Consider the following 23,781-nt stretch of genomic DNA (forward strand, 5'->3'; position numbering starts at 1 on the left):
CGGCCGTGGGTCACGGCGTGCAGCGGCGGGATGAACCAACTCTCGGTAAATGAACCGTAATGCAGAGTAAAGGCTCGGCATAGCTTTCCGGGGCAATTGGCGCACAAGATCACCTGCTCGGATGAAGCGAGCATTTCATCGGCTTGTCGTACTAATTCCTTCTCGGCCCCGTGCGACCTTGGCGGCGCTGTCGGTGCAACCCCGGCAGATCGCCAGAAAAGCCCTCGTCAGCGTCCGCCTGAGAGTCGGTGGCCGCCCGAGAGAAGGAAGAAGGTGGGCGGAATATGGCCGCCACCCAGAGGATCGCTGTCGGCGTCGCGGTCGCGGTCGCGGCCTGTGCCGCGTCGCTCGCCGGCTGTGCGACCGGCTCCAACGGCTCGAAGGAAGGTTTGCCCGGCCCGCAGAAGGGGATGCCGGCCCCGCAGAGCGTGGTCCGTCTGATCGGTGACGGGTCCACGGCGTTCACCGGTGCCCAGCCGCACCTGCCCACCCCCGAGCGGCTGAAGCCCGGTGAGAAGCCACCGCAGTTCGTGGTGTTCTCCTGGGACGGCTCGGGCGAGGACAGCCAGAAGCTGTTCTCGCACTTCCGTAAGGTCGCCAAGGAGAACAACGCGAAGATGACGTTCTTCCTCAGCGGCGTGTACATGCTGCCCGAGGAGAAGCGCGACCTCTACAAGCCGCCGCAGCACTCGCCGGGCCGCTCCGACATCGGCTTCAACGACCAGCAGGGCATCGCCGACACTGTGAAGCAGGTCCGGCTGGCCTGGCTCGAGGGCAACGAGATCGGCACCCACTTCAACGGCCACTTCTGCGGCCCCGACGGCGGGGTCGGCCAGTGGTCGGTCGACGAGTGGAAGAGCGAGATCGCCCAGGCCAAGCAGTTCGTGCGGTCCTGGAAGACCAACACCGGCATGACCAAGGCGGCACCGCTGCCCTTCGACTACGACAAGGAACTCATCGGCGCCCGTACGCCCTGCCTGGAAGGGCAGAAGAACTTCGTGAAGGCGGCCCGCGACCTGGGCTTCCGCTACGACTCCAGCGGTGTCGACGACCAGGTCTGGCCCAAGAAGAAGAACGGCCTGTGGGACCTGTCGATGCAGCTGGTCCCGTTCCCCGGCCACACCTATGAACAGCTGACCATGGACTACAACTTCATGGTCAACCAGTCCGGCACCCAGACCCAGGGCGACCCGGACAAGTTCGACTACTGGGGCGACCAGATGCGGGACGGCCTGCTCAAGGGCTTCTACCGGGCCTACGACGGCAACCGCGCGCCCCTGATCATCGGGAACCACTTCGAGTCCTGGAACGGCGGCACGTACATGAGGGCGGTCGACGAGGTGGTGAAGGAGGTGTGCAACAAGCCCGACGTGCGCTGCGTCTCCTTCCATCAACTCGTCGACTGGCTGGACGCCCAGGACCCGCAGACGCTGGCGAAGCTGCGCACCCTGGACGTGGGCGAGGCGCCGCGTCAGGGCTGGGCTTCCCTGCTGTCCGGCCGCCCGGCGCCGGCGCCGAAGGGGGTGCCCGGGGCGCCGGCCGTCAAGCAGTAGGTTTCAGACGGGGGTTGCCACACCCTCGCCGAGCACGAACCCGGGGTCGACCTGGGCCGCCAGGTCGACCCCCGTGCGCTCGTTGCCCCACGACTGGGCGTTCTTCAGATGGAAGTGCACCATCTGGCGCGTGTAACGCTCCCAGTCGCGCTGCTCGTGCGTCGCGTCGGCCGCCGCCCGAAGGGCCTGCAGGGCGCGGACGTTGGGCTCCTCCAGGAGGTCGAACCGGGGCGGGCGCCCCTTCTCCATGGCGCGCACCCAGTCCGAGTGCCCGACCGTCACGAGCAGGTCGTCGCCGGCCTCCGCGCGCAGGAAGTCGATGTCGTCCTGTCCCTGGACCTTGTTGCCGACGACCTTCAGGGTGATGCCGAAGTCGCGGGCGTACTCCTTGTACTGGCGGTAGACGGAGACCCCCTTCCGGGTCGGCTCGGCGACGAGGAACGTCACGTCGAAGCGGGTGAACATGCCGGAGGCGAAGGAGTCCGAACCCGCTGTCATGTCGACCACGACGTACTCGTCGGGGCCGTCGACGAGGTGGTTCAGGAACAGCTCCACCGCTCCCGTCTTGGAGTGGTAGCAGGCGACCCCCAGGTCGGCGTCCGTGAAGGGCCCGGTGACCATCAAACGGACGGCGCCGCCGTCGAGTTCCACCGGCCGCGCGCAGGCGTCGTACACCGCGTTGGGTTCCCGCACCCGCACCAGCCGCGAGCCCTCGCCCGGCGGGGTCGTCTTGATCATCGTCGCGGCCGAGGCGATGCGCGGATTGGAGCCGCGCAGGTAGCCCTTGATCAGGGGCAGCCGGTCGCCCATGGCGGGCAGGGCCGCCGCTTCCGACTCGCCGAGGCCGAGCGCGGGGCCCAGATGCTGGTTGATGTCCGCGTCGATGGCGACCACCGGCGCGCCGGCCGCCGCGAGATGGCGGATGAAGAGGGAGGAGAGCGTGGTCTTGCCGCTGCCGCCCTTCCCGACGAAAGCAATTTTCATGTTCACGAACAGTAGTCAGCTGATAGCTGTATGTGGCAGTGGGTGAGGGGAAGACCACTCCTTCGTGGGGTGTGGCGGTCGGGCGCGGGGCGGAGCCCTTGGGGGGTGGAGGCCCCGGCAAGGGGTAGACGCGTACTGTCGTACTCATGAGTACGACAGGCGCGGCCGCCGATCCGCTCGCGGCCCTGGGCTCGCTGCCCGGTGTGACCGAGTCCGTTGAGTCCGTGCGCAAGGCCGTGGACCGGGTCTACGGCCACCGGATCATGCGGCGCCGCAGCAACGAGATCACCTCGGAGGCGGCACTGCGCGCCGCCCGCGGTTCGGCGGCACTGTCCGGTGCCGACTGGGCTCTGGAGGAGGTGCGACGGCGTACCGACTTCGGCGTCGACGCCGACGCGCGCGTGATGGGCGCCGCCCTCCGGCTGACCGCCGAGGCGGGCCAGCTGCTGTCCATCTGGCGGCAGTCCCCGCTCCGGGTGCTGGCCCGGCTGCACCTGGTGGCCGCCGCGGGCGGCGGTGACGAGGTCGGCCGACCGCGCCACGAGGGCGAACCGGTCGAGGAGCCCCTGGTCGAACTGCCGCTGCCCGACGCCAAGGAGGTGTCCGGCCGACTGGACGGACTGGCGGACCTGGTCATCGCGGGCAGCTCGGCGCCCGCGCTGGTGACGGCGGCGGTGGTGCACGGCGAACTGCTCGCACTGCGCCCCTTCACCTCGTACAACGGCTTGGTCGCGCGCGCGGCCGAGCGGGTCGTCCTGATCGGCAGCGGGCTCGACCCGAAGGCGGTCTGCCCGGCCGAGGTGGGCTACTCCGAACTGGGCCGCGCCGCCTACCTCGCCGCGCTGGACGGGTACGTCTCCGGCACTCCGGAGGGCATGGCGGCCTGGATCGCCCACTGCGGCAAGGCGGTCGAGCTGGGTGCACGCGAGTCGACGGCGGTGTGCGAGGCGCTGCAGCGCGGAGCCGCGTGAGAAACACCCCCGGGAAAGGGTTGCGGCGGTACGAGTTCTCGTACCGCCGCTGGCATGCTCACCTGGTTACCAAGCGTCCTCGATATGTTGCCCATCAGGTCGGGTACTTCGCCCGTCACCTGGTGCGGCAGGCCCGTAATCGACGGGTCGACGTCGCGTGGGTGCCCTGTGTTCATGCGTGGTCCGTGGGGCCAAGTGCGTAGTGGAAGGTGATCCTCTCGGATGTCCTTTGGTCTCGCGGGCCGCTGAATCCTTTCTACTGCAAGCCGGGAACAACCGGAACCCCTGCCTGTACTTCTTTACTTTCGGGTTCAAACAGGGGTGAACTGGGTTAACTGGTTTAAGTGGGTGAACCGGGCGGGCTGGGCGATCCGGGTGATCCGGGCGGGCGGACCGGTCAGGTGGCCGTGGCGCGGCGCCGGCTGGCGTACCAGACGAGGCCGGCGGTGGCGGCAGCCGCGCCCACGGCCGCGGCTGCGACGAGGGCCGGGCGGGGCGGCACGGAGAACGTGGGCAGCCGCTGCTTGAGCGGGACCGGCCGGCGGAACTCCAGCACCGGCCATCCGCGTGCGACGGCCTCGCGGCGCAGTGCGCGGTCGGGGTTCACGGCGTGCGGGTGGCCGACCGCCCGGAGCATCGGCAGGTCGGTCGCCGAGTCGCTGTAGGCGTAGCTGCGCTCGAGGTCGTACCCCTCGGAGGCGGCCAGTTCCCTGATCGCCTCGGCCTTGGTCGGGCCGTAGGCGTAGTACTCGACCTCGCCGGTGAAACAGCCGTCGTCGCCGACGACCATGCGTGTGGCCACCACCCGGTCCGCGCCGAGCAGCTCGCCGACCGGTTCCACCACCTCGGCGCCCGAGGTGGACACGATCACGACGTCGCGGCCCGCCGTGTGGTGCTCCTCGATGAGGGAGGCGGCCTCGTCGTAGATGATCGGGTCGATGAGATCGTGCAGCGTCTCGGCGACGATCTCCTTCACCTGCTGCACGTTCCATCCGCGGCACAGTGCGGACAGGTACTCGCGCATGCGCTCCATCTGGTCGTGGTCCATACCGCCGACCAGGAAGACGAACTGGGCATATGCGGTCCGCAGTGCGGCCCTGCGGTTGATCAGTCCGCCTTGGTAGAAGGACTTGCTGAAGGTGAGCGTGCTCGACTTCGCAATGACCGTCTTGTCCAGGTCGAAGAAGGCTGCTGCGCGGGGCAGGGAGTGGTTTTCCACGCCCCGAGCATAGGCGCCCACCATTCGGCGTAAGGTGGGGCGCGTGGGTTTGCCTGAGAGGGCTCTCGGGTACACCATGGAAGTCACGGATCGTTCGCGACCGTGCTAACCCGGCCCGACTCCTCCCCCCCCGAGTCGGCCGTGGGGACGACCCCCGCTCTCCCCCCCGGCGGGGGTCGTCGCATGTCTGGGTGGGTTTTTCCTCTTCTTTCGCTCGGCTCGGTGCCCGACGTGTGTTGGCGTCGAGAGTTGTTTGTCATGCCCATGGTTGATTGCTGAGGGTAATCGGTGCGCTGCTCTGCGGAAGTCGCACGCGGTCGGCGCAGGGCTCACTGGTATGGGTGACGGCGATATTCACAGGGGGTCTGTTGTCCCCAGTTTTCCACCAAGATCCACAAGATTTCCGGGTCCGCTGCACCGTGATTCCAGCGCGCTCGACCGCGGCGAGTTCATGGCCGGCTCCGATTGCCGGGCGCGTTCGGCCGGTTTCTGTCGACCGCTCATATGGCGGCCATCTGCCGGTTCTTGACCACTTTGGGAATCGCGGGGCCACGGGGGCTGCGCGGAACAAGCAGCGAAGGGGGAGCACACGTGACCGGAACCGTCACCCACGATCCGCAACCGGCCGCCGCAGGCCGGCCCGGACGGCCGCTCATCGTCACCGAGGACGCCGCACTCCTCGACGATCTACTGCGCCTGTGCGCGGCCGCGGGCGCCACACCCGAGGTCCACCACGGCCCACCCGAACACGGCGGCGGCTGGGAAGCGGCCCCGCTCGTGCTGGTCGGTGACGACGCCGCCCGCCGCGTGCGAGGGGCCACCCGACGGCACGGAGTGGTGCTGGTCGGCCGCGATCAGGACGACTCCGGGGTGTGGAAAAGGGCCGTCCAGATCGGCGCCGACCACGTCCTGATGCTGCCCGACGGCGAACAGTGGCTGGTCGACCGCATCGCCGACGTTGCCGAAGGCGTCGGCCGTCCAGCCCTCACCGTGGGCGTCATCGGCGGCCGGGGCGGGGCCGGCGCGTCCACACTGGCCTGTGCGCTCGCCGTCACCTCGGCACGCGAGGGACTGCGCACGCTGCTGGTGGACGCCGATCCACTCGGCGGCGGAATCGACGTACTGCTCGGTGGTGAGAGCGCCGAAGGTCTGCGCTGGCCCGCCTTCGCCGCCTCGCGCGGCCGGGTCGGTGGCGGTGCCCTGGAGGAGTCGCTGCCCGAACTGCACGCGCTGCGGGTGCTCAGCTGGGACCGCGGAGACTGCGTCGCCATCGCGCCCCAGGCCGTCCGCGCGGTGCTCGCCGCCGCCCGGCGGCGCGGCGGCACCGTCGTCGTCGACCTCCCCCGCCGCCTGGACGACGGGGTCGCCGAAGCCCTCGCCCAGCTCGACCTTGCCCTGCTCGTCGTCCCGGCCGAACTGCGCGCCGTGGCGGCGGCCGGCCGGGTGGCGTCCGCCGTCGGCATGGTCGTGCGCGACCTGCGGGTGGCGGTGCGCGGGCCGTACGAGCCGGGGCTGGACGAGAGCGAGGTGGCCCGCCTGCTCGGCCTGCCCCTCGTCGGCGACATTCCCGTCGAACCCGCACTGCAGCGCCCGCGCGGTACGGCGAAACCGCCCGGCGCGAGCGCCCGCGGCCCGCTGGCCCGGTTCTGCACCACCTTCTGGGAGCAGGCGCTCGTGGAGACGGGAGCCGCGCGATGACCCTCCCGGGACTCGACCGGGCCGACGGCGCGGCCCTGCTCGACGGCGTCCGGCGCCGACTGGCCGAGAGCGGAGCCGAACCCACCCCCGCGCGCGTGGCGCAGGCACTGCGCGAACAGGGCCGGGTGCTGGGCGACGCCGAGGTCCTCGGCGCGGCCGAGCGCCTGCGGTCCGAACTCGTCGGCACCGGCCCGCTGGAGCCGCTGCTCGCCGACCCGAACGTCACCGACGTCCTCGTGTCCGCGCCGGACCAGGTCTGGGTGGACCGCGGTGGCGGCCTGGAACTGACACCGGTGACCTTCCCCGACGCCGCTGCCGTACGACGCCTCGCCCAGCGCCTGGCAGCCGTCGCCGGACGCCGGCTCGACGACGCGCGGCCCTGGGCTGACGCCCGCCTGCCCGACGGGACCCGGCTGCACGCGGTGCTGCCCCCGGTGGCCGTCGGCTGCACCTGCCTGTCCCTGCGAGTGGTGCGGCCCCGGGCGTTCACCCTCGACGAGCTGGTCGAGGCCGGCACCGTGCCGCCCGGCGGGGAGCTGATCCTGCGGGCGCTGCTGGCGGCCCGGCTGTCCTTCCTGGTCAGCGGTGGCACCGGCAGCGGCAAGACGACCCTGCTCAGCGCCCTGCTCGGCCTGGTCGGACCCGGCGAACGGATCGTGCTGGCCGAGGACTCGGCGGAACTGAGACCGGAACACCCGCACGTCGTCCGGCTGGAGACCCGGCCCGCGAACCAGGAGGGCGCCGGCCTGGTCACCCTGGAGGACCTCGTCCGGCAGGCGCTGCGGATGCGGCCCGACCGGCTGGTCGTCGGTGAGGTGCGGGGCGCCGAGGTGGTGCATCTGCTGGCCGCCCTCAATACGGGCCATGAAGGCGGCTCAGGAACGGTACACGCCAACGCGGCCGCCGACGTCCCCGCCCGCCTGGAAGCGCTCGGCACGGCGGCCGGGCTCGACCGGGCCGCGCTGCACAGCCAGTTGGCGGCTGCCCTTTCGGTGGTCCTCCACTTGGTACGGGACCGGTCCGGGCGGCGCCGGATCGCCGAGGTGCATGTCCTGGAGCGGGACGGCTCCGGGCTGGTGCGGACGGTTCCCGCGCTGCGGTGGGGCGAGCGGGCCTTCGCCTGCGAACGCGGCTGGGAGCGGCTGAGGGAGCTGCTGCGTGGCGAGTTCGAGAGGGGGTGAGTGCTTGGGGGTGTGGTGCGGAGGGTGCATGCGACGGGAGAGGTGCGTGTGGTGCGGAGAGGGCTTGTGACGGGAGGGGTGCGTGTGGTGCGGAGAGGGCTTGTGACGGGAGGGGTGCGTGTGGTGCGGAGAGGGCTTGCGATGGGAGAGGTGTGTGGCGCGAAGGGTGCTGGTGACGAGCGGGATGCGAGGAGTTGGGAGGAGTGATGGAAGTGCCGCAGGTGGAGGAAGTCGGCAATGGGATGACGTTGGCCACGGTTCTGGCCGGCCTCGGGGTCGCGGGATGGCTGCTGGGGGAGCGGCAGCACGGACTGCGGCGGGCGCGGCTGCTGCTCGGCGCGGGCGGCGGGGTGGTGGCGACGGGAGCCCCTTCCTGGGAGCGGGTCCTTGGTGAACTGCGGAGACTGGGCGGCCGGTTGGGCGCCGAGTGGTGGTCGCTCGCGGCGGGTCTGCTGCTCGGGCTGCTGGGTGCGTCCGTGATTCCGGTCGTCGCGGGGGCGGCCGGGGTGCCGGTGCTGCGCCGGATGCGGCTGGCCCGGCAGGCCAGGAGCGCCCGGGAGCGCCGGACGGACGCGGTCATCGCCCTGTGCGGGGTGCTCGCCGGTGAGGTGCGCGCGGGGCGGCAGCCCGGCGAGGCGTTGTTGCGGGCGGCGCGGGACTCCGGCGGGCTGGGCGACGCGCAGGCGGCCGTGGTCGCCGCGGCACGGTTCGGCGGGGACGTGCCGGGCGCGCTCGCCGTCGCGGCCCGGCAACCGGGCGCCGAGGGGCTGCTGGGGCTCGCCGCGTGCTGGCGGGTGGCCGTGGACCAGGGCGCGGGACTCGCCGCCGGACTCGACCGGCTGGACGCTGCCCTGCGTGCGGAACGAGACCAACGTGCCGATCTGCGCGCCCAGTTGTCGGGTGCACGGGCCACGGCACTGCTGCTGGCCGTCCTTCCCGCACTCGGGCTGCTCCTCGGCTCGGCCATGGGCGCCGACCCGTTGAGGGTGCTGCTGCACACCGGGGCCGGACTGGGCTGCCTGGCGGTGGGAGTGGTGTTCGAGGGCGCCGGGATGTGGTGGTCAGCCCGGATCGTACGAGGAGCGGAGGCGGTATGAGCGGGGATGTCGTCCACAGGCTGGGGGTACCCCTGGCCGTGGTGCTGGCCCTGGGCTGGGCGGTCCGGCGGGTGGAGCTGGCCGGGCGGCGGCGCCGGGCGCGGCGTCGGGTGGCCGAGTTACTGGCCTTACGGACGGTGGAGTCGGGGCCGTCCTCGGCGTCGGGGCTGTCCTTCGATGTCGCGGCCGTGGCGCGGCGGTGGTTACCGCCGGCCGGGGTGGTGTGCGGGCTGTGGGTGCTGGTCGGAGGGGTTGCCGGGGCGCTGCTGGGGCTCGGTGCGGCCGTAGGGCTGTGGCAGTGGCGACGCCATCAGGCGGCGGGCCGGGCGGCGAGCCGCACCGAGGAGATCGACACCGCGGCAGCCGCCCGCCAACTCCCGCTCGCCGCAGAGCTGCTGGCCGCGTGCATCGCGTCGGGTGCCGGGCCGGTCGTCGCCGCACAAGCGGTGGGGGAGGCCCTCGGCGGGCCTGTCGGGGACGCGCTGGCGCGGGGCGCGGCGGAGGTGCGGCTCGGCGGTGAACCGGCGGACGCCTGGCGGCGGTTGACCGTACTGCCCGGCGCCGGAGCGCTGGCGCGGTTGCTGGAGCGGGCCGACGAGTCCGGACTCCCCGCGGCCGGCCCCGCCGCAAGGCTCGCCTCCGACGCGCGCGCGGAGCGGACACGGGTCGCCACGGCGCGGGCCCGCCGGGCGGCCGTGATGATCTCCGCGCCGGTGGGGCTGTGCTTCCTGCCCGCGTTCATCGCCGTCGGCGTGCTGCCGGTGGTGCTCGGTCTCGCGGGTGGCGTGGTGGGAGGGGGTGGTCGCTGACGGGACAGCGCGGCGGAGGGCGGCACGGGACTGATGGCAGTGGGGAAAGCAGGGACGTCAGTGATGGCGAGGGCAGCAAGGGCAGCAAGGCCAACAGGGCCAAAAGGGAAGGAGTTTGAGATGCGGGAGAGGGCCGGGAAGGTGTGGGCGTTCCTGCGGGAGCGGTGTCGCAGGGACGTGGGAATGGTGACCTCCGAGTACGCGATGGGGATCATCGCGGCGGTCGGGTTCGCGTTGCTGCTCTATGAGGTCGTCACCAGTAGCCAGGTCAAGGCGGAGCTGCAGGCCATCGTGAAGCGAGCCCTCAGTGCGCGGATGTGAGCGAGGGGGCGATCGCGGGTTCGTGACCGCGGAGGCGGCCATGGTGCTGTCCGTGCTGGTTGCGTTCACCATGGCGCTGATCTGGGGGCTGCTCGCGGTGGCGGCCCAGATCCAGTGCCTGGACGCCGCTCGCACGGGCGCCCGGGCCGCCGCCCGGCAGGATCCGCCCGACGCGGTCGTACGGGTCACCCGGGAGGCGGCACCGCGTGGGGCGCGGGTGACTGTCGCCCGTTCGGGGGACCAGGTCCGGGTGACGGTCGTGGCCAAGCCACCGGTGCTGACCGGGTTGCCGTTCGAGGTACGGGAGGACGCCGTGGCCGCGGCGGAGGACGCCATGGGGAGGGCTGGGCCGACCGAGCCGGCCTCGGGGACGGGCAAGGGAGTCCCTGGGACGGTTCGGGGCGCCCCTGGGACGGCGGAGGGGGCCTCTGAGGCGGGGGAGGTGGGACCGTGAGGCGCTGGTGCCCGAGTGGCAGTCGACAGGGTTCCGACGGCGGGTGGCCTCTTCGCCGCCGGGGGCATTCCGACCGAGGGTCCGCCACCATCTGGAGTCTCGGGGTGATCGCCGTGCTGTGCGCGGTGTTCGGCGCCGTGCTCGGCCTCGGACACGCCGTCGTCGTCCGGCACCGGGCGGCCGGCGCCGCCGACCTCGCGGCGCTCGCGGCGGCGGACCACTGGGCCGAGGGCAGCGCGGAGGCCTGCGCACGGGCGGAGCGGGTGGCGGCGGCTCAGGGGGCGCGGCTGGTGCGGTGCGCGGTCGTCGGGGAGATCTCGGACGTGACGGCGGGCTCGGGACGGGGGCCGTTCACGGCGGAGGTCAGGGCCAGAGCGGGGCCGGCGGAGACGGATCCGGCGGAGCCGGGGTCGGCGGCACCACCACCGGTTCGGCCTGAGCAGTCGGGCGGCACTGCGGACCCGGCCATTACCCGGGCTCACCCCAGGGCCGGTCGCCCACCCCGGTCTTCCGCCGTCTTCGGGTCCTCCGCCTCGGCCCGCCTCTCCGCCGACTCCGTCCCTCCCGGCTGCCCCAACTCGCGCGACTCCCCCGACTCCCCCGACTCCTCTTCGGCCTCGGCCGGCTTCTCCTGCGGCGCGCCCCGCAGCAGCACCGTGAGGAGCCGTACCGCGCCCCTCTTGTGCAGGGGGTCGTTGCCGTTGCCGCACTTGGGGGACTGGATGCAGGACGGGCAGCCGGCCTCGCACTCGCAGGAGGCGATGGCCTCGCGGGTGGCGGCGAGCCAGTCGCGGGCGGTGTGGAAGGCGCGCTCGGCGAAACCCGCACCGCCGGGGTGGCCGTCGTAGACGAAGACCGTGGGGAGGAGGGTGTCGGGGTGGAGGGGGACGGAGACCCCGCCGATGTCCCAGCGGTCGCAGGTCGCGAAGAGGGGCAGCATGCCGATGGAGGCGTGCTCGGCGGCGTGCAGGGAGCCGCCGAGGATCTCCGGGTTGATCCGGGCTTCGTCGAGCTGGTCCTCGGTGACCGTCCACCACACCGCGCGCGTGCGGAGCGTACGAGGAGGGAGGTCCAGTTTCGTCTCGCCCAGTACCTCGCCGGTGATCAGGCGTCTGCGCAGGAAGGAGACCACCTGGTTGGTGACCTCGACCGAGCCGTAGCAGAGGCGGCCCGAGCCCCACGGGATCTCGACGTCCGTCTCCAGGACGGAGATCGACGTGGTGTCACGGGCGACCGTCGAGTACGGCGGGTCGGCCTGTTCGACCAGGGCCACGGAGGCTTCCAGGTCGAAGGAGCGCACCAGGTAGGTGCGGCCCTGGTGCAGGTGGACCGCGCCCTCGTGGACCGTGGAGTGCGCGGCGGCCGCGTCGACCGTGCCGAGCAGGCGCCCCGTGCCGGCCTCCACGACCTGCACCGGCGACCCGCCCGAGCCGCGGATGTCGGTCAGGTCGGCGGCCCGTTCCCGGCGCGTCCAGTGCCAGGCCTTCGTCCGGCGGCGCAGCAGCTTCGCGGCCTCCAGCTGCGGTAGCAGTTCCTCGGTGGCGGGGCCGAAGAGGTCCAGGTCCTCCTCGGTCAGCGGGATCTCTGCGGCGGCGGCGCACAGGTGCGGGGCGAGGACGTAGGGGTTGTCGGGGTCGAGGACCGTCGATTCCACCGGTTGGTCGAACAGGGCCTCGGGGTGATGGACGAGGAAGGTGTCCAGCGGGTCGTCGCGGGCGACCAGGACTGCCAGGGCGCCCTGCCCGGCGCGGCCCGCGCGGCCCGCCTGCTGCCACAGGGAGGCCCGCGTGCCCGGGTATCCGGCGATCACCACCGCGTCCAGGCCCGAGACGTCCACGCCCAGCTCCAGGGCCGTCGTGGCGGCGAGTCCGAGGAGTTCGCCGGAGTGCAGGGCCTGCTCCAGGGCCCGGCGCTCCTCGGGGAGATAGCCGCCGCGGTAGGCCGCGACCCGCCGGGCGAGGGAGCGGTCGACCTCGGCCAGCCGTTCCTGGGCGATGACCGAGATCAGCTCGGCGCCGCGCCGGGAGCGGACGAAGGCGACCGAGCGGACGCCCTGCACGGTGAGGTCGGTGAGCAGGTCGGCCGTCTCGGCGGTGGCGGTACGCCGTACGGGCGCACCCTTCTCGCCGTGCAGTTCGGTGAGCGGGGGCTCCCACAGGGCGAAGACGAGTTCGCCGCGCGGGGAGGCGTCGTCGGCGACCTCGACCACCGGCAGGCCGGTCAGCCGGCGGGCGGCGACGGCGGGCTCGGCGGCGGTCGCGGAGGCCAGCAGGAACACGGGCGACGCGCCGTAGCGGGCGCACAGTCGGCGCAGTCGGCGCAGCACCTGGGCGACGTGCGAGCCGAAGACGCCCCGGTAGGTGTGGCACTCGTCGACGACGACGTACTTGAGCGACTTGAGGAAGGAGGACCAGCGGGGGTGTGAGGGCAATATGCCGCGGTGCAGCATGTCGGGGTTGGTGAGCACGTAGTTGCCGTACTGGCGGATCCACTCGCGTTCCTCGAACGGCGTGTCTCCGTCGTAGACCGCGGGGCGCACCGCCGTGCCGAGGGGTTGTGAAAGTTCCTTCACCGACCGGCACTGGTCCGCCGCGAGCGCCTTCGTGGGGGACAGGTACAGGGCGGTGGCGCCGCGCCCGTTGGGGGCCTCGGAGCCGTCCAGGAGGGCGGACAGGACGGGGACGAGGTAGGCGAGGGACTTGCCGGAGGCGGTGCCGGTGGCGACGACCACCGAGTCGCCGTCCAGGGCGTGCTCGGCGGCCAGCGCCTGGTGCGCCCACGGGTGCTCGATTCCGTGCGACTGCACGGCCGCGATCACCTCGGAGCGAATCCGGTCAGGCCAGACGGCATGGCGACCCGCGCGCGGGGGCAAGTGCTCCGTATGAGTGACACGCGCAGACCGGCTCGGTCCCGAGGCGAGCCGGTCCAGGACAGCGCCCGGAGACGGGCGCGGAGCCGGGGCCGCCGGGGATCGTTCGGATCGGTGATTCTTGGCCATCGGCACCGAGTGTGTCACTGGCGTGACGGACAATGGGGCCAAGGCGTCGTGCACGCCTGCCAGTAAGTGATTGAATGCCATCGCGGCTGGCGTTACGTCCCGGGGGCCGTAGGCCGAGATGTTCCCGAGGGGCGACCGCTCGATAGCAAGGTGCTGGAGGATCCGTGGACCTGTCCCTGTCGACCCGTACCGTCGGCGATCGTACGGTCGTCGAGGTCGGTGGCGAAATCGATGTATACACCGCGCCCAAGTTGCGCGAGCAGTTGGTCGAGCTGGTGAACGACGGGGCGTTCCACCTCGTCGTCGACATGGAGGGCGTGGACTTCCTCGACTCCACCGGGCTCGGCGTGCTGGTCGGCGGCCTCAAGCGAGTGCGTGCCCACGAGGGCTCGCTGCGCCTGGTCTGCAACCAGGAGCGCATTCTCAAGATCTTCCGCATCACCGGCCTCACCAAGGTGTTCCCGATCCACACCTCGGTCGAGGAAGCGGTGGCGGCCACCGACTGACCCTGGACCGTTCACCGGTCCGGGCCGATCTGAGGCCCGGATCCGGTTCGGTCCGGCCCGGACCGGTGGGTCCGGGGCACGGAAGTTCATCAGGGGGTGCGGGCTTGTCGGCGGCCTCGCCCCCGCACCGCACGCCCGTAGTCGCGAGGGGGATGCATGGCCACCGTCGAACTCCGCTTCAGCGCGCTGCCCGAGCACGTCAGGACCGCCCGGTTGGTGGCGGCAGCGGTGGCGCGCCGGGCCGGAGTGGACGAGGCCGTCCTTGACGAGGTCCGGCTCGCCGTGGGCGAGGCCTGCTCCCGCGCCGTGGGGCTGCACCAGCTCAACGACATCACCGCGCCGGTGAAGGTCGCGCTGATCGAGGAGGAGAAGCAGTTCTCCATCGAGGTCGGCGACGAGGCCCCGCACGCCGTGCCCGCCGAGCGGGTGGCCGGCGGAGCCGCCGCGGGCGCGGACGTGGAGGCCGAGGAGGACGAGATGGGCCTCGCGGTCATCAGCGGTCTCGTGGACGACGTGGAGGTCACCACGGGCGAGAACGGCGGCCTGATCCGCATGTCCTGGCCGACCGCCCCCCAGGCCGTCGAACCCGTCTGACGCAACCGGCCACAACCGGCCGCGTCCGCCCTGGCCTCGCCGGCCTGGCCCCGTGCGCACCGGTCTCGTCCGCACCGGTCTAGCCATCCTGGCTCCGTGCCTACCGGTCTCGTCCCCGTCGGCCGCGTCCGCCCCGGTCGTGCGCCGCGCCCGCGGTGCCACGCGCACCACACCGTCGAAGTGCACCGCACTCTCGAAGTGCACCGCACTCCTGATGCGCACCCCACCCTCGAAGGGCCCTGCTGAGCAGGGCCTTTCTCGTTGTTTCCACCGTGCGTTTCCGTCGCCGCGGAATTCGTGAATGAATTCACGATCAATACCCCGATAATTTGATCAAGCATCAATGTGGCCGTCAATGCTTTTGGGGCGTTACCTCTTTCGGGCCCCGTGGCGCGTCCTCGATCATTTGCTGAAGTGGGCACGAAGGCCATTTCTGTTTACCGTCCCCTGTTTAGATCACTCGGGGGTACCTACAATCCCGTCCACATCTTGAGCTCAGCCCAAGCGTCAAGGAGGACGAATGGCGGGGCTTTCTACCCCTCATCAGTTGGGCCACCCCACAACCCTCGCAGCCGCGGTCCTGACCCACGACAACCGGATCATCGTGGCGGTGATCGCGGCGGTCGCCGTGGCCGCCCTGGCGGTCGCGGGCGTCCTGGTGCGTCAGGTGCTGGCGGCGGGCGAGGGCACCGACAGCATGAAGAAGATCGCCGCGGCGGTCCAGGAAGGAGCCATGGCGTATCTCGCCCGGCAGCTGCGCACGCTGGGTGTCTTCGCCGTCGTCGTGTTCTTCCTGCTCATGCTGCTGCCTGCGGACGACTGGAATCAGCGTGCGGGACGATCGGTGTTCTTCCTGATCGGTGCGGCGTTCTCGGCGGCCACCGGTTATATCGGCATGTGGCTCGCCGTGCGCAGTAATGTGCGCGTCGCCGCGGCGGCCCGGGAAGCCACCCCGGCCCCGGGCGAACCCGAAAAGGATCTCACCACCGTCTCGCACACCGCGATGAAGATCGCATTTCGTACGGGCGGCGTCGTCGGCATGTTCACGGTGGGGCTCGGCCTGCTGGGCGCCTCCTGCGTGGTGCTGGTGTACGCGGCCGACGCTCCGAAGGTGCTGGAGGGCTTCGGCCTCGGTGCCGCCCTGATCGCGATGTTCATGCGTGTGGGCGGCGGCATCTTCACCAAGGCCGCCGACGTCGGCGCCGACCTGGTCGGCAAGGTCGAGCAGGGCATTCCGGAGGACGATCCGCGCAATGCCGCGACCATCGCGGACAACGTGGGCGACAACGTCGGCGACTGCGCGGGCATGGCGGCGGACCTCTTCGAGTCCTACGCCGTCACCCTGGTGGCCGCACTGATCCTCGGCAAGGCCGCCTTCGGCGACTCCGGACTCGCCTTCCCGCTGCTCGTGCCGGCCATCGGTGTCCTCACCGCGATGATCGGCATCTTCGCGGTCGCCCCCCGGCGTTCCGACCGCAGCGGCATGACGGCGATCAACCGCGGCTTCTTCATCTCGGCGGTGATCTCCCTCGTGTTCGTCGCGGTCGCGGTCTTCGTCTACCTGCCCGCGAAGTACTCCGGCCTCGACGGCGTCACGGACGCGGCGATCCGGGGCAAGGACGGCGATCCGCGGATCCTCGCGCTGGTGGCGGTCGCCATCGGCATCCTGCTCGCCGCCGTCATCCAGCAGTTGACCGGCTACTTCACCGAGACCACCCGCCGTCCGGTACAGGACATCGGCAAGACCTCCCTCACGGGTCCGGCCACCGTCGTCCTCGCCGGCATCTCGCTCGGCCTGGAGTCGGCCGTCTACACCGCGCTGCTGATCGGGCTCGGCGTGTACGGCGCGTTCCTGCTCGGCGGTACGTCGATCATGCTGGCGCTGTTCGCGGTCGCCCTGGCCGGCACCGGCCTGCTCACCACGGTCGGCGTGATCGTCGCCATGGACACCTTCGGGCCGGTCTCCGACAACGCGCAGGGCATCGCCGAGATGTCCGGCGACGTCGAGGGCGCGGGCGCGCAGGTGCTCACCAACCTGGACGCGGTCGGCAACACCACCAAGGCCATCACCAAGGGCATCGCGATCGCGACCGCCGTCCTCGCGGCGTCGGCGCTGTTCGGGTCGTACCGGGATGCGATCACGACCAACGTGCAGGACGTCGGGGCGAAGCTCACCGGGCCGGGGGCGCCGCTCAGCCTGTCGCTGGACATCTCGCAGCCCAACAACCTCGTGGGCCTCATCGCGGGCGCGGCGGTCGTCTTCCTCTTCTCCGGACTGGCCATCAACGCCGTGTCGCGGTCGGCCGGTTCGGTGGTGTACGAGGTGCGGCGGCAGTTCCGTGAGAAGCCCGGGATCATGGACTACACGGAGACGCCCGAGTACGGCAAGGTCGTCGACATCTGCACCAAGGACGCTCTGCGGGAGCTGGCCACGCCCGGTCTGCTCGCCGTCATGGCGCCGATCTTCATCGGGTTCACGCTCGGCGTCGGCTCGCTCGGCTCCTACCTCGCGGGCGCGATCGGCGCGGGCACGCTGATGGCGGTGTTCCTCGCCAACTCCGGTGGTGCCTGGGACAACGCCAAGAAGCTGGTGGAGGACGGTCATCACGGAGGCAAGGGCAGCGAGGCCCACGCCGCCACGGTGATCGGTGACACGGTCGGTGACCCCTTCAAGGACACCGCGGGTCCGGCGATCAACCCGCTGCTGAAGGTCATGAACCTGGTCTCGCTGCTCATCGCGCCCGCGGTGATCAAGTTCTCCTACGGCAGCGACAAGAGCATCGGCGTACGGATCCTGATCGCGGTCCTCGCGCTCCTGGTGATCGTGATCGCGGTGTACGTGTCGAAGCGGCGCGGCATCGCCGTCGGCGACGACGAGGAGGGCTCCGAACGGGTCTCCAACTCGGCCGATCCGGCGGTGGTTTCGTAGGCCGTCCACGGAGGGCCTGTTCAACGGGCGGGCGGGTGGCGCGTGTTGGCGCGCCGCCCGCCCGTTCGTGTGTGGAGGTCCGATGGTGCCGTGAGTCTTCTCTCTCTCGGCGCATAGGGTCGCATAATCGGACTTATCATGCGTTCGGTGGCAGGGCCGGTCGGTCCGCCGTGTAGATTCCGTGGGCCGAGAGCCATGGAAGGGACCGATCCGGTGAACAAGAAGCTCGCGGCCGCACTGTCCAGCGGTGCGGTACTGGTGGTGGCGCTGTCGGGATGCAGCAGCAAGGACAGCGGCCCCGACCCCAAGCTGCTGGACTGGGCCAAGTCGGTGTGCGACGCGGTGCCCCCGCAGGACACGAAGATCCGGGCGGCGAACGACTCGATCGCCAAGATCGCCACGGACAGCAATCTGCCGCCCAAGACCGCCAAGGCCACGTACGCGCAGGCCTTCCAGGACATGTCCGAGGCCTACAAGGCGATCGCCTCCGCCATCGCCGGTGCCGGAACGCCTCCCGGCGTGGACGGCGGCGCGAAGAAGCAGCAGGACGCCGTCAAGAACCTCAACGGCCTCTCCACGTCGTACGCCGACCTGAAGAAGCAGGTCGACGGGCTCGACACCAAGGACCAGGGCAAGTTCGCCAAGGGCCTGCACGACGTCGCCGACCAGACCAAGCAGATCGGCGAGCAGAGCAACAGCGGCACGGCAGCGCTCAAGCGGCTGGAGGAGGGCGACGTGAAGGAAGCGATCGCCCAGCAGCCCAGCTGCAAGGTCAACGCGTCACCGTCGGCGAAGACCGGCTGACGCCGCCCGGCCTCCGGTTGACGCCGCCCGGCCTCTGCTTGACGCCGCCCGACCTCCGGCCTGCACGCCCCGACGGCCGTAGCCATAGAGGCATAGGCAGCCGCAGCCATAGCGGTAGCCGTTGCCGCAGCCGCCGGTGAGGCGCCGGCGACGGCTACGGTCGACCGACCCCACACCTATGGCCCACCCTGCGGCCCACCCTGCGGCCCACCCTGCGGCCCGCGCTGAGGCAGCCTCCGGCCGCCCGCGCGGGCCACAATGGGGGGTGTGACTGACTCAGGCCCCGCCCCTCTGCCCGCCTCCCTGCCGGCCGCCGACCGGCCCGACGTCGCCGCCCGCCTGCGCGACGCCCTCCTGACCGCCTCCTTCACCGCGGACGGCCTGCTCGACCTGCTCGGCGCCCCCGCGTACGCGGCGCTGGCCCGCAGCGAGACCGTGCCCGCGCTCCGGGCGACCCGCGGCGACACGCCGCTGGAGACGCTCGTCCGGCTGTTCCTGCTCCAGCAACCGGTGCCCCACGCGCGCGTGGCGGCCGTTCTGCCGGTCGACGACGCCCTGGACTCCGGGTGGCTCACCCGCGTCGGCGGCGACGAGGTGGCCGCGACCGTGGACGTGCGCCCCTACGGCGGCCCGGACGGCGAGGACTGGTTCATCGTGTCCGACCTGGGCTGCGCCGTCGGCGGCGCGGGCGGCATCGGACAGCACGACGAGGGAGTCGTCCTGGGCGTCGGCGGCGCCTCCACGACCCTCGCCGGCATCACCGTCCGCACCCCTGTCTCCTCCGCTCTCGACCTCGGTACCGGCTCCGGTATCCAGGCGCTGCACGCCGCACAGCACGCCACGCGCGTGACGGCCACCGATCTCAACCCGCGCGCGCTGCACATCACCGCGCTCACCCTCGCCCTCTCCGGGGCGCCCGCCGCCGACCTGCGCGAGGGTTCGCTGTTCGAACCGGTCCGGGACGACGAGACGTTCGACCTGATCGTGTCCAACCCGCCCTTCGTGATCTCCCCGGGCGCCCGGCTGACGTACCGGGACGGCGGGATGAGCGGGGACGATCTGTGCCGCTCGCTCGTTCAGCAGGCAGGGGAACGGCTGAACGAGGGCGGGTTCGCGCAGTTCCTCGCCAACTGGCAGCACGTGGCAGGGGAGGACTGGCAGGACAGACTCAGGTCATGGGTGCCGCGCGGGTGCGATGCCTGGATCGTGCAGCGCGAGGTGCAGGACGTCACGCAGTACGCCGAACTGTGGCTCAGGGACGCCGGCGACCACCGCGGCGACCAGGCGGAGTACGAGGCGCGGTACGACGCCTGGCTCGACGAGTTCGAGGCGCGCAAGGTGAAGGCCGTCGGCTTCGGCTGGATCACCCTGCGCAGGACCGGGGCGGCCGAGCCCTCGATCACCGTGGAGGAGTGGCCGCACTCGGTCGAGCAGCCCCTCGGCGAGGCGATCAGGGCGCACTTCGACCGCCTCGACTACCTCCGGGAACACGACGACGCGGCCCTGCTCGAAGGCCACTTCAGGCTGACCGCGGAGGTGGTCCAGGAGCAGGTCGGGCTGCCCGGGGCCGAGGACCCGGAGCACGTGGTGCTGCGCCAGCACCGCGGGATGCGCCGTGCCACGAAGGTGGACACGGTCGGCGCGGGCTTCGCGGGTGTGTGCGACGGCACGCTCAGCGCCGGCCGCATCCTGGACGCCATCGCGCAACTCGTCGGCGAGGACCCGGTGTTGCTGCGCGACCGTACGCCCGCGCAGATCCGGCTGCTGGTGGAGCAGGGCTTCCTCGAACCGGCCAGGTGAGGCGGGGCCGGCGCGCGGTCGGGGCCGCGGAGGCCGAGGCCACTGCGACGGCTCCGACGGCCCCGACGGTTCCGACAGCCCCGACGGCTGCGACGACTCCGACGGCTGCGGCCCAGCAACGGCTGCGGTGGCCGCAACGGCTGCGGCGGCTGCTCCGGCCGTCGTACCCCGCATCCCCGTGCTGTCGTAGCCGCGCCGGGATCTTCGTCGTATGCCGGTGGCACGAGCCGGGACACGCCGCCGCGGGGAAGCCGCGGGGAAAACGGCCGGAAAATGACGGGTGTCCAGGCCGGCCCCGCGATTCCCGCGCACCTGTTCGATCGCGTGTCGGCCTTCCGTTCACCCCGATGTCGTCCGCCCGACGTCCGTGCGTGCCACGCTCCCCGCACGGCACGCGGGCGACGACGCGGGCGGCGACGCGGGAGGGCGGGCGCGGTGGAGAGCGGACCGGCGATCTTCGCGGGAGTGGTGTTCGCCCTGTTCGGAGGCGCTCTGCTGGTGTGGACCTGCACACGGGTCCGCCGGCGCGAGCCGGTCGCGCACGGTGTGAACCAGGTCGCGTCGGCCACCTTGGCGGGGATCTTCGCGATCGTCGCGCTGGGGCTCGGCGGGTACTGCCTCACCCGCCTCTGACATCGGCGGGCGCGATGACGCCCGGGTAATCGGAGCATCACGCTCCGGGCATGGGCGAAGACCTGCCGTGCACTCCGGGCGGCAGGAATGCCGGTAGTCGGGTTACCGTTCGAGTGGCCGTTGTGGGCTTTTCCCGTTTGACACGGGGGCGGGATGTACCGTCACACTCCGCAGCGTCACACGAGCCAGCAGCACGTTGCGACCCCGGGACAAAGGCCCTGGGGAGGCCACAGCGTCGACCGGAGAGAAGAGCGAAGTTGTCCCCGACCAGCGAGACCGCACAGGGCGGCCGCCGACTCGTCATCGTCGAGTCGCCTGCCAAGGCGAAGACGATCAAGGGCTACCTCGGCCCCGGCTATGTCGTCGAAGCGAGCGTCGGGCACATCCGCGACCTTCCCAACGGCGCCGCGGAGGTGCCCGAGAAGTACACCGGCGAGGTCCGCCGCCTCGGTGTGGACGTCGAACACGACTTCCAGCCGATCTATGTGATCAACGCCGACAAGAAGGCCCAGGTCAAGAAGCTCAAGGACCTGCTGAAGGACTCCGACGAACTCTTCCTCGCCACCGATGAGGACCGGGAGGGCGAGGCGATCGCCTGGCACCTCCAGGAGGTCCTCAAGCCGAAGATCCCGGTCAAGCGGATGGTCTTCCACGAGATCACCAAGGACGCGATCCGCGAGGCCGTCGCCAACCCGCGCGACCTCAACCAGAAGCTCGTCGACGCCCAGGAGACCCGCCGCATCCTCGACCGCCTCTACGGCTACGAGGTCTCGCCGGTCCTGTGGAAGAAGGTCATGCCGCGCCTGTCGGCCGGCCGTGTCCAGTCGGTCGCCACGCGACTCGTCGTCGAGCGGGAACGCGAGCGCATCGCCTTTCGTTCAGCCGAGTACTGGGACCTGACGGGCACCTTCGCGACCGGCCGCGCGGGGGACTCCTCGGACCCGTCGTCGCTGGTCGCCCGCCTGGCGACCGTCGACGGCAGGCGGATCGCGCAGGGCCGCGACTTCGACTCCCTCGGACAGATCAAGAGCGAGAACACCCGCCACCTCGACGAGGCGAACGCGCGCGCCCTCGCCGCCGCCCTGGAGAGCACCCGCTTCTCCGTGCGCTCCGTCGAGTCCAAGCCGTACCGCCGCTCGCCGTACGCCCCGTTCCGTACGACGACGCTGCAGCAGGAGGCCAGCCGCAAGCTCGGCTTCGGCGCGAAGGCCACCATGCAGGTCGCGCAGAAGCTGTACGAGAACGGCTACATCACGTACATGCGTACGGACTCCACGACGCTGAGCGACACGGCCATCACGGCGGCCCGCGCGCAGGTCACGCAGCTGTACGGCGCCGACTACCTGCCGCCGCAGCCGCGCAGCTACGCCGGGAAGGTCAAGAACGCGCAGGAGGCGCACGAGGCGATCCGCCCCTCGGGCGACCGTTTCCGCACGCCGGCCGAGACCGGCCTGAGCGGCGACCAGTTCAGGCTCTACGAACTCATCTGGAAGCGGACCGTCGCCTCCCAGATGAAGGACGCCGTCGGCAACAGCGTGACCGTGAAGATCGGCGGCACCGCCGCCGACGGCCGCGACGTCGAGTTCAGCGCCTCCGGCAAGACGATCACCTTCCACGGCTTCCTGAAGGCCTACGTCGAGGGTGCCGACGACCCGAACGCCGAGCTGGACGACCGCGAGCGCCGGCTGCCGCAGGTCTCCGAGGGCGACGCGCTGTCCGCCGAGGAGATCACGGTCGACGGCCACGCCACCAAGCCCCCGGCCCGCTACACCGAGGCCTCCCTGGTCAAGGAGCTGGAAGAGCGCGAGATCGGCCGCCCGTCGACGTACGCGTCGATCATCGGCACGATCCTCGACCGCGGCTACGTCTTCAAGAAGGGCACGGCCCTCGTGCCGTCCTTCCTGTCCTTCGCCGTGGTCAACCTCCTGGAGAAGCACTTCGGCCGGCTCGTCGACTACGACTTCACCGCCAAGATGGAGGACGACCTCGACCGCATCGCCCGCGGCGAGGCCCGGTCCGTGCCGTGGCTGAAGCGTTTCTACTTCGGCGAGACCACGTCCGACAGCGGCTTCGCCGCGGGGGGCGTCGGGGGCGCCGCCGACGCCGGCAACGGCGACGGGGACCACCTCGGCGGCCTCAAGGAACTGGTGACCGACCTGGGCGCGATCGACGCGCGCGAGGTGTCCTCGTTCCCGGTGGGCAACGGCATCGTGCTGCGGGTGGGCCGCTACGGCCCCTACATCGAGCGCGGCGAGAAGGACACCGAGCAGCACCAGCGCGCCGACATCCCGACCGACCTGGCGCCGGACGAGCTGACCGTCGAGATGGCCGAGGAACTGCTGGCCAAGCCGAGTGGTGACTTCGAGCTGGGCACGGACCCGGCGAGCGGCCACCAGATCGTCGCCAAGCACGGCCGCTACGGCCCGTACGTCACGGAGATCCTCCCCGAGGGCACCCCGAAGACCGGCAAGAACGCGGTCAAGCCGCGTACCGCCTCCCTCTTCAAGTCCATGTCCCCGGACACGGTGACCCTTGAGGAAGCGTTGCGGCTGATGTCGCTGCCGCGTGTCGTGGGCACCGACGCCGACGGCGTGGAGATCACCGCGCAGAACGGCCGCTACGGCCCGTACCTGAAGAAGGGCACGGACTCGCGTTCGCTGCAGACCGAGGACCAGCTCTTCACGATCACGCTGGAGGAGGCCCAGGCGATCTACGCCCAGCCGAAGCAGCGCGGTCGGGCCGCCGCCAAGCCGCCGCTGAAGGAGCTGGGCGAGGACCCGGTCTCCGGCAAGCCGGTCGTGGTCAAGGACGGCCGCTTCGGCCCGTACGTCACCGACGGTGAGACCAACGCGACGCTCCGCTCCGACGACAGCGTCGAGACGATCACCCCGGAGCGCGGCTTCGAGCTGCTCGCCGAGAAGCGTGCGAAGGGGCCCGCCAAGAAGACGGCGAAGAAGGCCCCGGCGAAGAAGGCTCCGGCCAAGAAGGCCGCCCCGGCGAAGAAGACCGCCGCCAAGAAGACGGCCGCGAAGAAGACGACGACGGCCAAGAAGACCACGGCGGCCACGAAGAAGACGACCGCCGCCGCGAAGAAGGCCGCGGCGTCCGGCGCCGAGGACTGACGGCCGAGGGCCGGCGGTCGGCGGCTGAGGACTGACGGCCGAGGGCCGGCGGTCGACGGCTGGCGGCTGAGGGCTGGCGGTCGGCGGCTGAGGACTGACGGCCGAGGG

Annotated in this window: 17 protein-coding genes and 2 pseudogenes; 16 read left to right on the top strand and 3 right to left on the bottom strand. The window is 71.4% G+C overall.

What is annotated here, in order from left to right:
• Positions 1–284: 284 nt before the first annotated feature.
• Complete coding sequence (locus ACGFYV_RS15320; protein WP_393878865.1) at positions 285–1,553, top strand: hypothetical protein; 1,269 nt, start codon at positions 285–287, stop codon at positions 1,551–1,553.
• A 3-nt stretch (positions 1,554–1,556) separates the two neighbouring features.
• Here the strand turns inward: ACGFYV_RS15320 and ACGFYV_RS15325 are convergent, their stop codons facing one another.
• Positions 1,557–2,537 carry an ATP-binding protein gene (locus ACGFYV_RS15325; protein WP_393878866.1) on the bottom strand — a complete coding sequence of 327 codons (981 nt, stop codon included), beginning with the start codon at positions 2,535–2,537 and terminating at the stop codon, positions 1,557–1,559.
• A 146-nt stretch (positions 2,538–2,683) separates the two neighbouring features.
• Between ACGFYV_RS15325 and ACGFYV_RS15330 the strand changes: the two genes are divergently transcribed.
• A complete protein-coding gene (locus ACGFYV_RS15330) occupies positions 2,684–3,508 on the top strand; it encodes an oxidoreductase (RefSeq protein ID WP_393878867.1) in 825 nt (274 codons plus the stop codon).
• 397 nt (positions 3,509–3,905) lie between these two features.
• On the opposite strand, the gene ACGFYV_RS15335 is transcribed toward ACGFYV_RS15330, so the two are convergent.
• Complete coding sequence (locus ACGFYV_RS15335) at positions 3,906–4,751, bottom strand: HAD family hydrolase (RefSeq protein ID WP_393878868.1); 846 nt, start codon at positions 4,749–4,751, stop codon at positions 3,906–3,908.
• A 567-nt stretch (positions 4,752–5,318) separates the two neighbouring features.
• Here ACGFYV_RS15335 and ssd point away from each other — a divergent pair.
• The 7 genes and pseudogenes from ssd to ACGFYV_RS15370 all read left to right on the top strand — a co-directional run.
• Entirely contained in the window at positions 5,319–6,425 is a 1,107-nt protein-coding gene (gene ssd / locus ACGFYV_RS15340) for a septum site-determining protein Ssd (protein ID WP_393878869.1), read from the top strand.
• Entirely contained in the window at positions 6,422–7,606 is a 1,185-nt protein-coding gene (locus ACGFYV_RS15345) for a TadA family conjugal transfer-associated ATPase (RefSeq protein WP_393878870.1), read from the top strand. Before ssd ends, ACGFYV_RS15345 begins: the two co-directional genes overlap by 4 nt.
• Positions 7,607–7,848: 242 nt before the next feature.
• On the top strand, positions 7,849–8,703 hold the full coding sequence (locus tag ACGFYV_RS15350; protein ID WP_393878871.1) for a type II secretion system F family protein: 855 nt from the start codon (positions 7,849–7,851) through the stop codon (positions 8,701–8,703).
• Complete coding sequence (locus tag ACGFYV_RS15355; protein ID WP_393878872.1) at positions 8,700–9,512, top strand: type II secretion system F family protein; 813 nt, start codon at positions 8,700–8,702, stop codon at positions 9,510–9,512. Before ACGFYV_RS15350 ends, ACGFYV_RS15355 begins: the two co-directional genes overlap by 4 nt.
• Before the next feature lie 120 nt (positions 9,513–9,632).
• Positions 9,633–9,833, top strand: coding sequence for a DUF4244 domain-containing protein (locus ACGFYV_RS15360; RefSeq protein WP_393878873.1), 201 nt, complete (start codon positions 9,633–9,635; stop codon positions 9,831–9,833).
• A gap of 22 nt (positions 9,834–9,855) precedes the next feature.
• Positions 9,856–10,182, top strand: a pseudogene (locus ACGFYV_RS15365) (TadE family type IV pilus minor pilin); the annotation flags it as partial.
• Positions 10,183–10,376: 194 nt separating this feature from the next.
• Positions 10,377–10,715 (top strand): annotated as a pseudogene (locus ACGFYV_RS15370) (Rv3654c family TadE-like protein); the annotation flags it as partial.
• Positions 10,716–10,765: 50 nt separating this feature from the next.
• Here the strand turns inward: ACGFYV_RS15370 and ACGFYV_RS15375 are convergent.
• Entirely contained in the window at positions 10,766–13,366 is a 2,601-nt protein-coding gene (locus tag ACGFYV_RS15375) for a DEAD/DEAH box helicase (RefSeq protein WP_393878874.1), read from the bottom strand.
• 83 nt (positions 13,367–13,449) lie between these two features.
• Here ACGFYV_RS15375 and bldG point away from each other — a divergent pair, with 83 nt between their 5' ends.
• The 7 genes from bldG to topA all read left to right on the top strand — a co-directional run bounded on the left by bldG (position 13,450) and on the right by topA (position 23,673).
• Complete coding sequence (gene bldG, locus ACGFYV_RS15380) at positions 13,450–13,791, top strand: anti-sigma factor antagonist BldG (RefSeq protein WP_100827485.1); 342 nt, start codon at positions 13,450–13,452, stop codon at positions 13,789–13,791.
• Between the two features lie 156 nt (positions 13,792–13,947).
• Positions 13,948–14,385, top strand: coding sequence for an ATP-binding protein (locus ACGFYV_RS15385; protein WP_393878875.1), 438 nt, complete (start codon positions 13,948–13,950; stop codon positions 14,383–14,385).
• 520 nt (positions 14,386–14,905) lie between these two features.
• Positions 14,906–17,314 (top strand): sodium-translocating pyrophosphatase, encoded by a 2,409-nt coding sequence (locus ACGFYV_RS15390; RefSeq protein WP_393878876.1) that lies wholly within the window; start codon positions 14,906–14,908, stop codon positions 17,312–17,314.
• A gap of 195 nt (positions 17,315–17,509) precedes the next feature.
• Entirely contained in the window at positions 17,510–18,118 is a 609-nt protein-coding gene (locus tag ACGFYV_RS15395) for a small secreted protein (protein WP_393878877.1), read from the top strand.
• 258 nt (positions 18,119–18,376) lie between these two features.
• Positions 18,377–19,918 carry a methyltransferase gene (locus tag ACGFYV_RS15400; protein WP_393878878.1) on the top strand — a complete coding sequence of 514 codons (1,542 nt, stop codon included), beginning with the start codon at positions 18,377–18,379 and terminating at the stop codon, positions 19,916–19,918.
• 435 nt (positions 19,919–20,353) lie between these two features.
• Entirely contained in the window at positions 20,354–20,551 is a 198-nt protein-coding gene (locus ACGFYV_RS15405; protein ID WP_393878879.1) for a hypothetical protein, read from the top strand.
• 257 nt (positions 20,552–20,808) lie between these two features.
• Positions 20,809–23,673, top strand: a complete 2,865-nt coding sequence (topA, locus tag ACGFYV_RS15410) for a type I DNA topoisomerase (RefSeq protein ID WP_393878880.1) — start codon at positions 20,809–20,811, stop codon at positions 23,671–23,673.
• Positions 23,674–23,781 lie beyond the last annotated feature (108 nt).

This window comes from Streptomyces sp. NPDC048297, assembly GCF_043201585.1.
GTDB lineage: Bacteria > Actinomycetota > Actinomycetes > Streptomycetales > Streptomycetaceae > Streptomyces.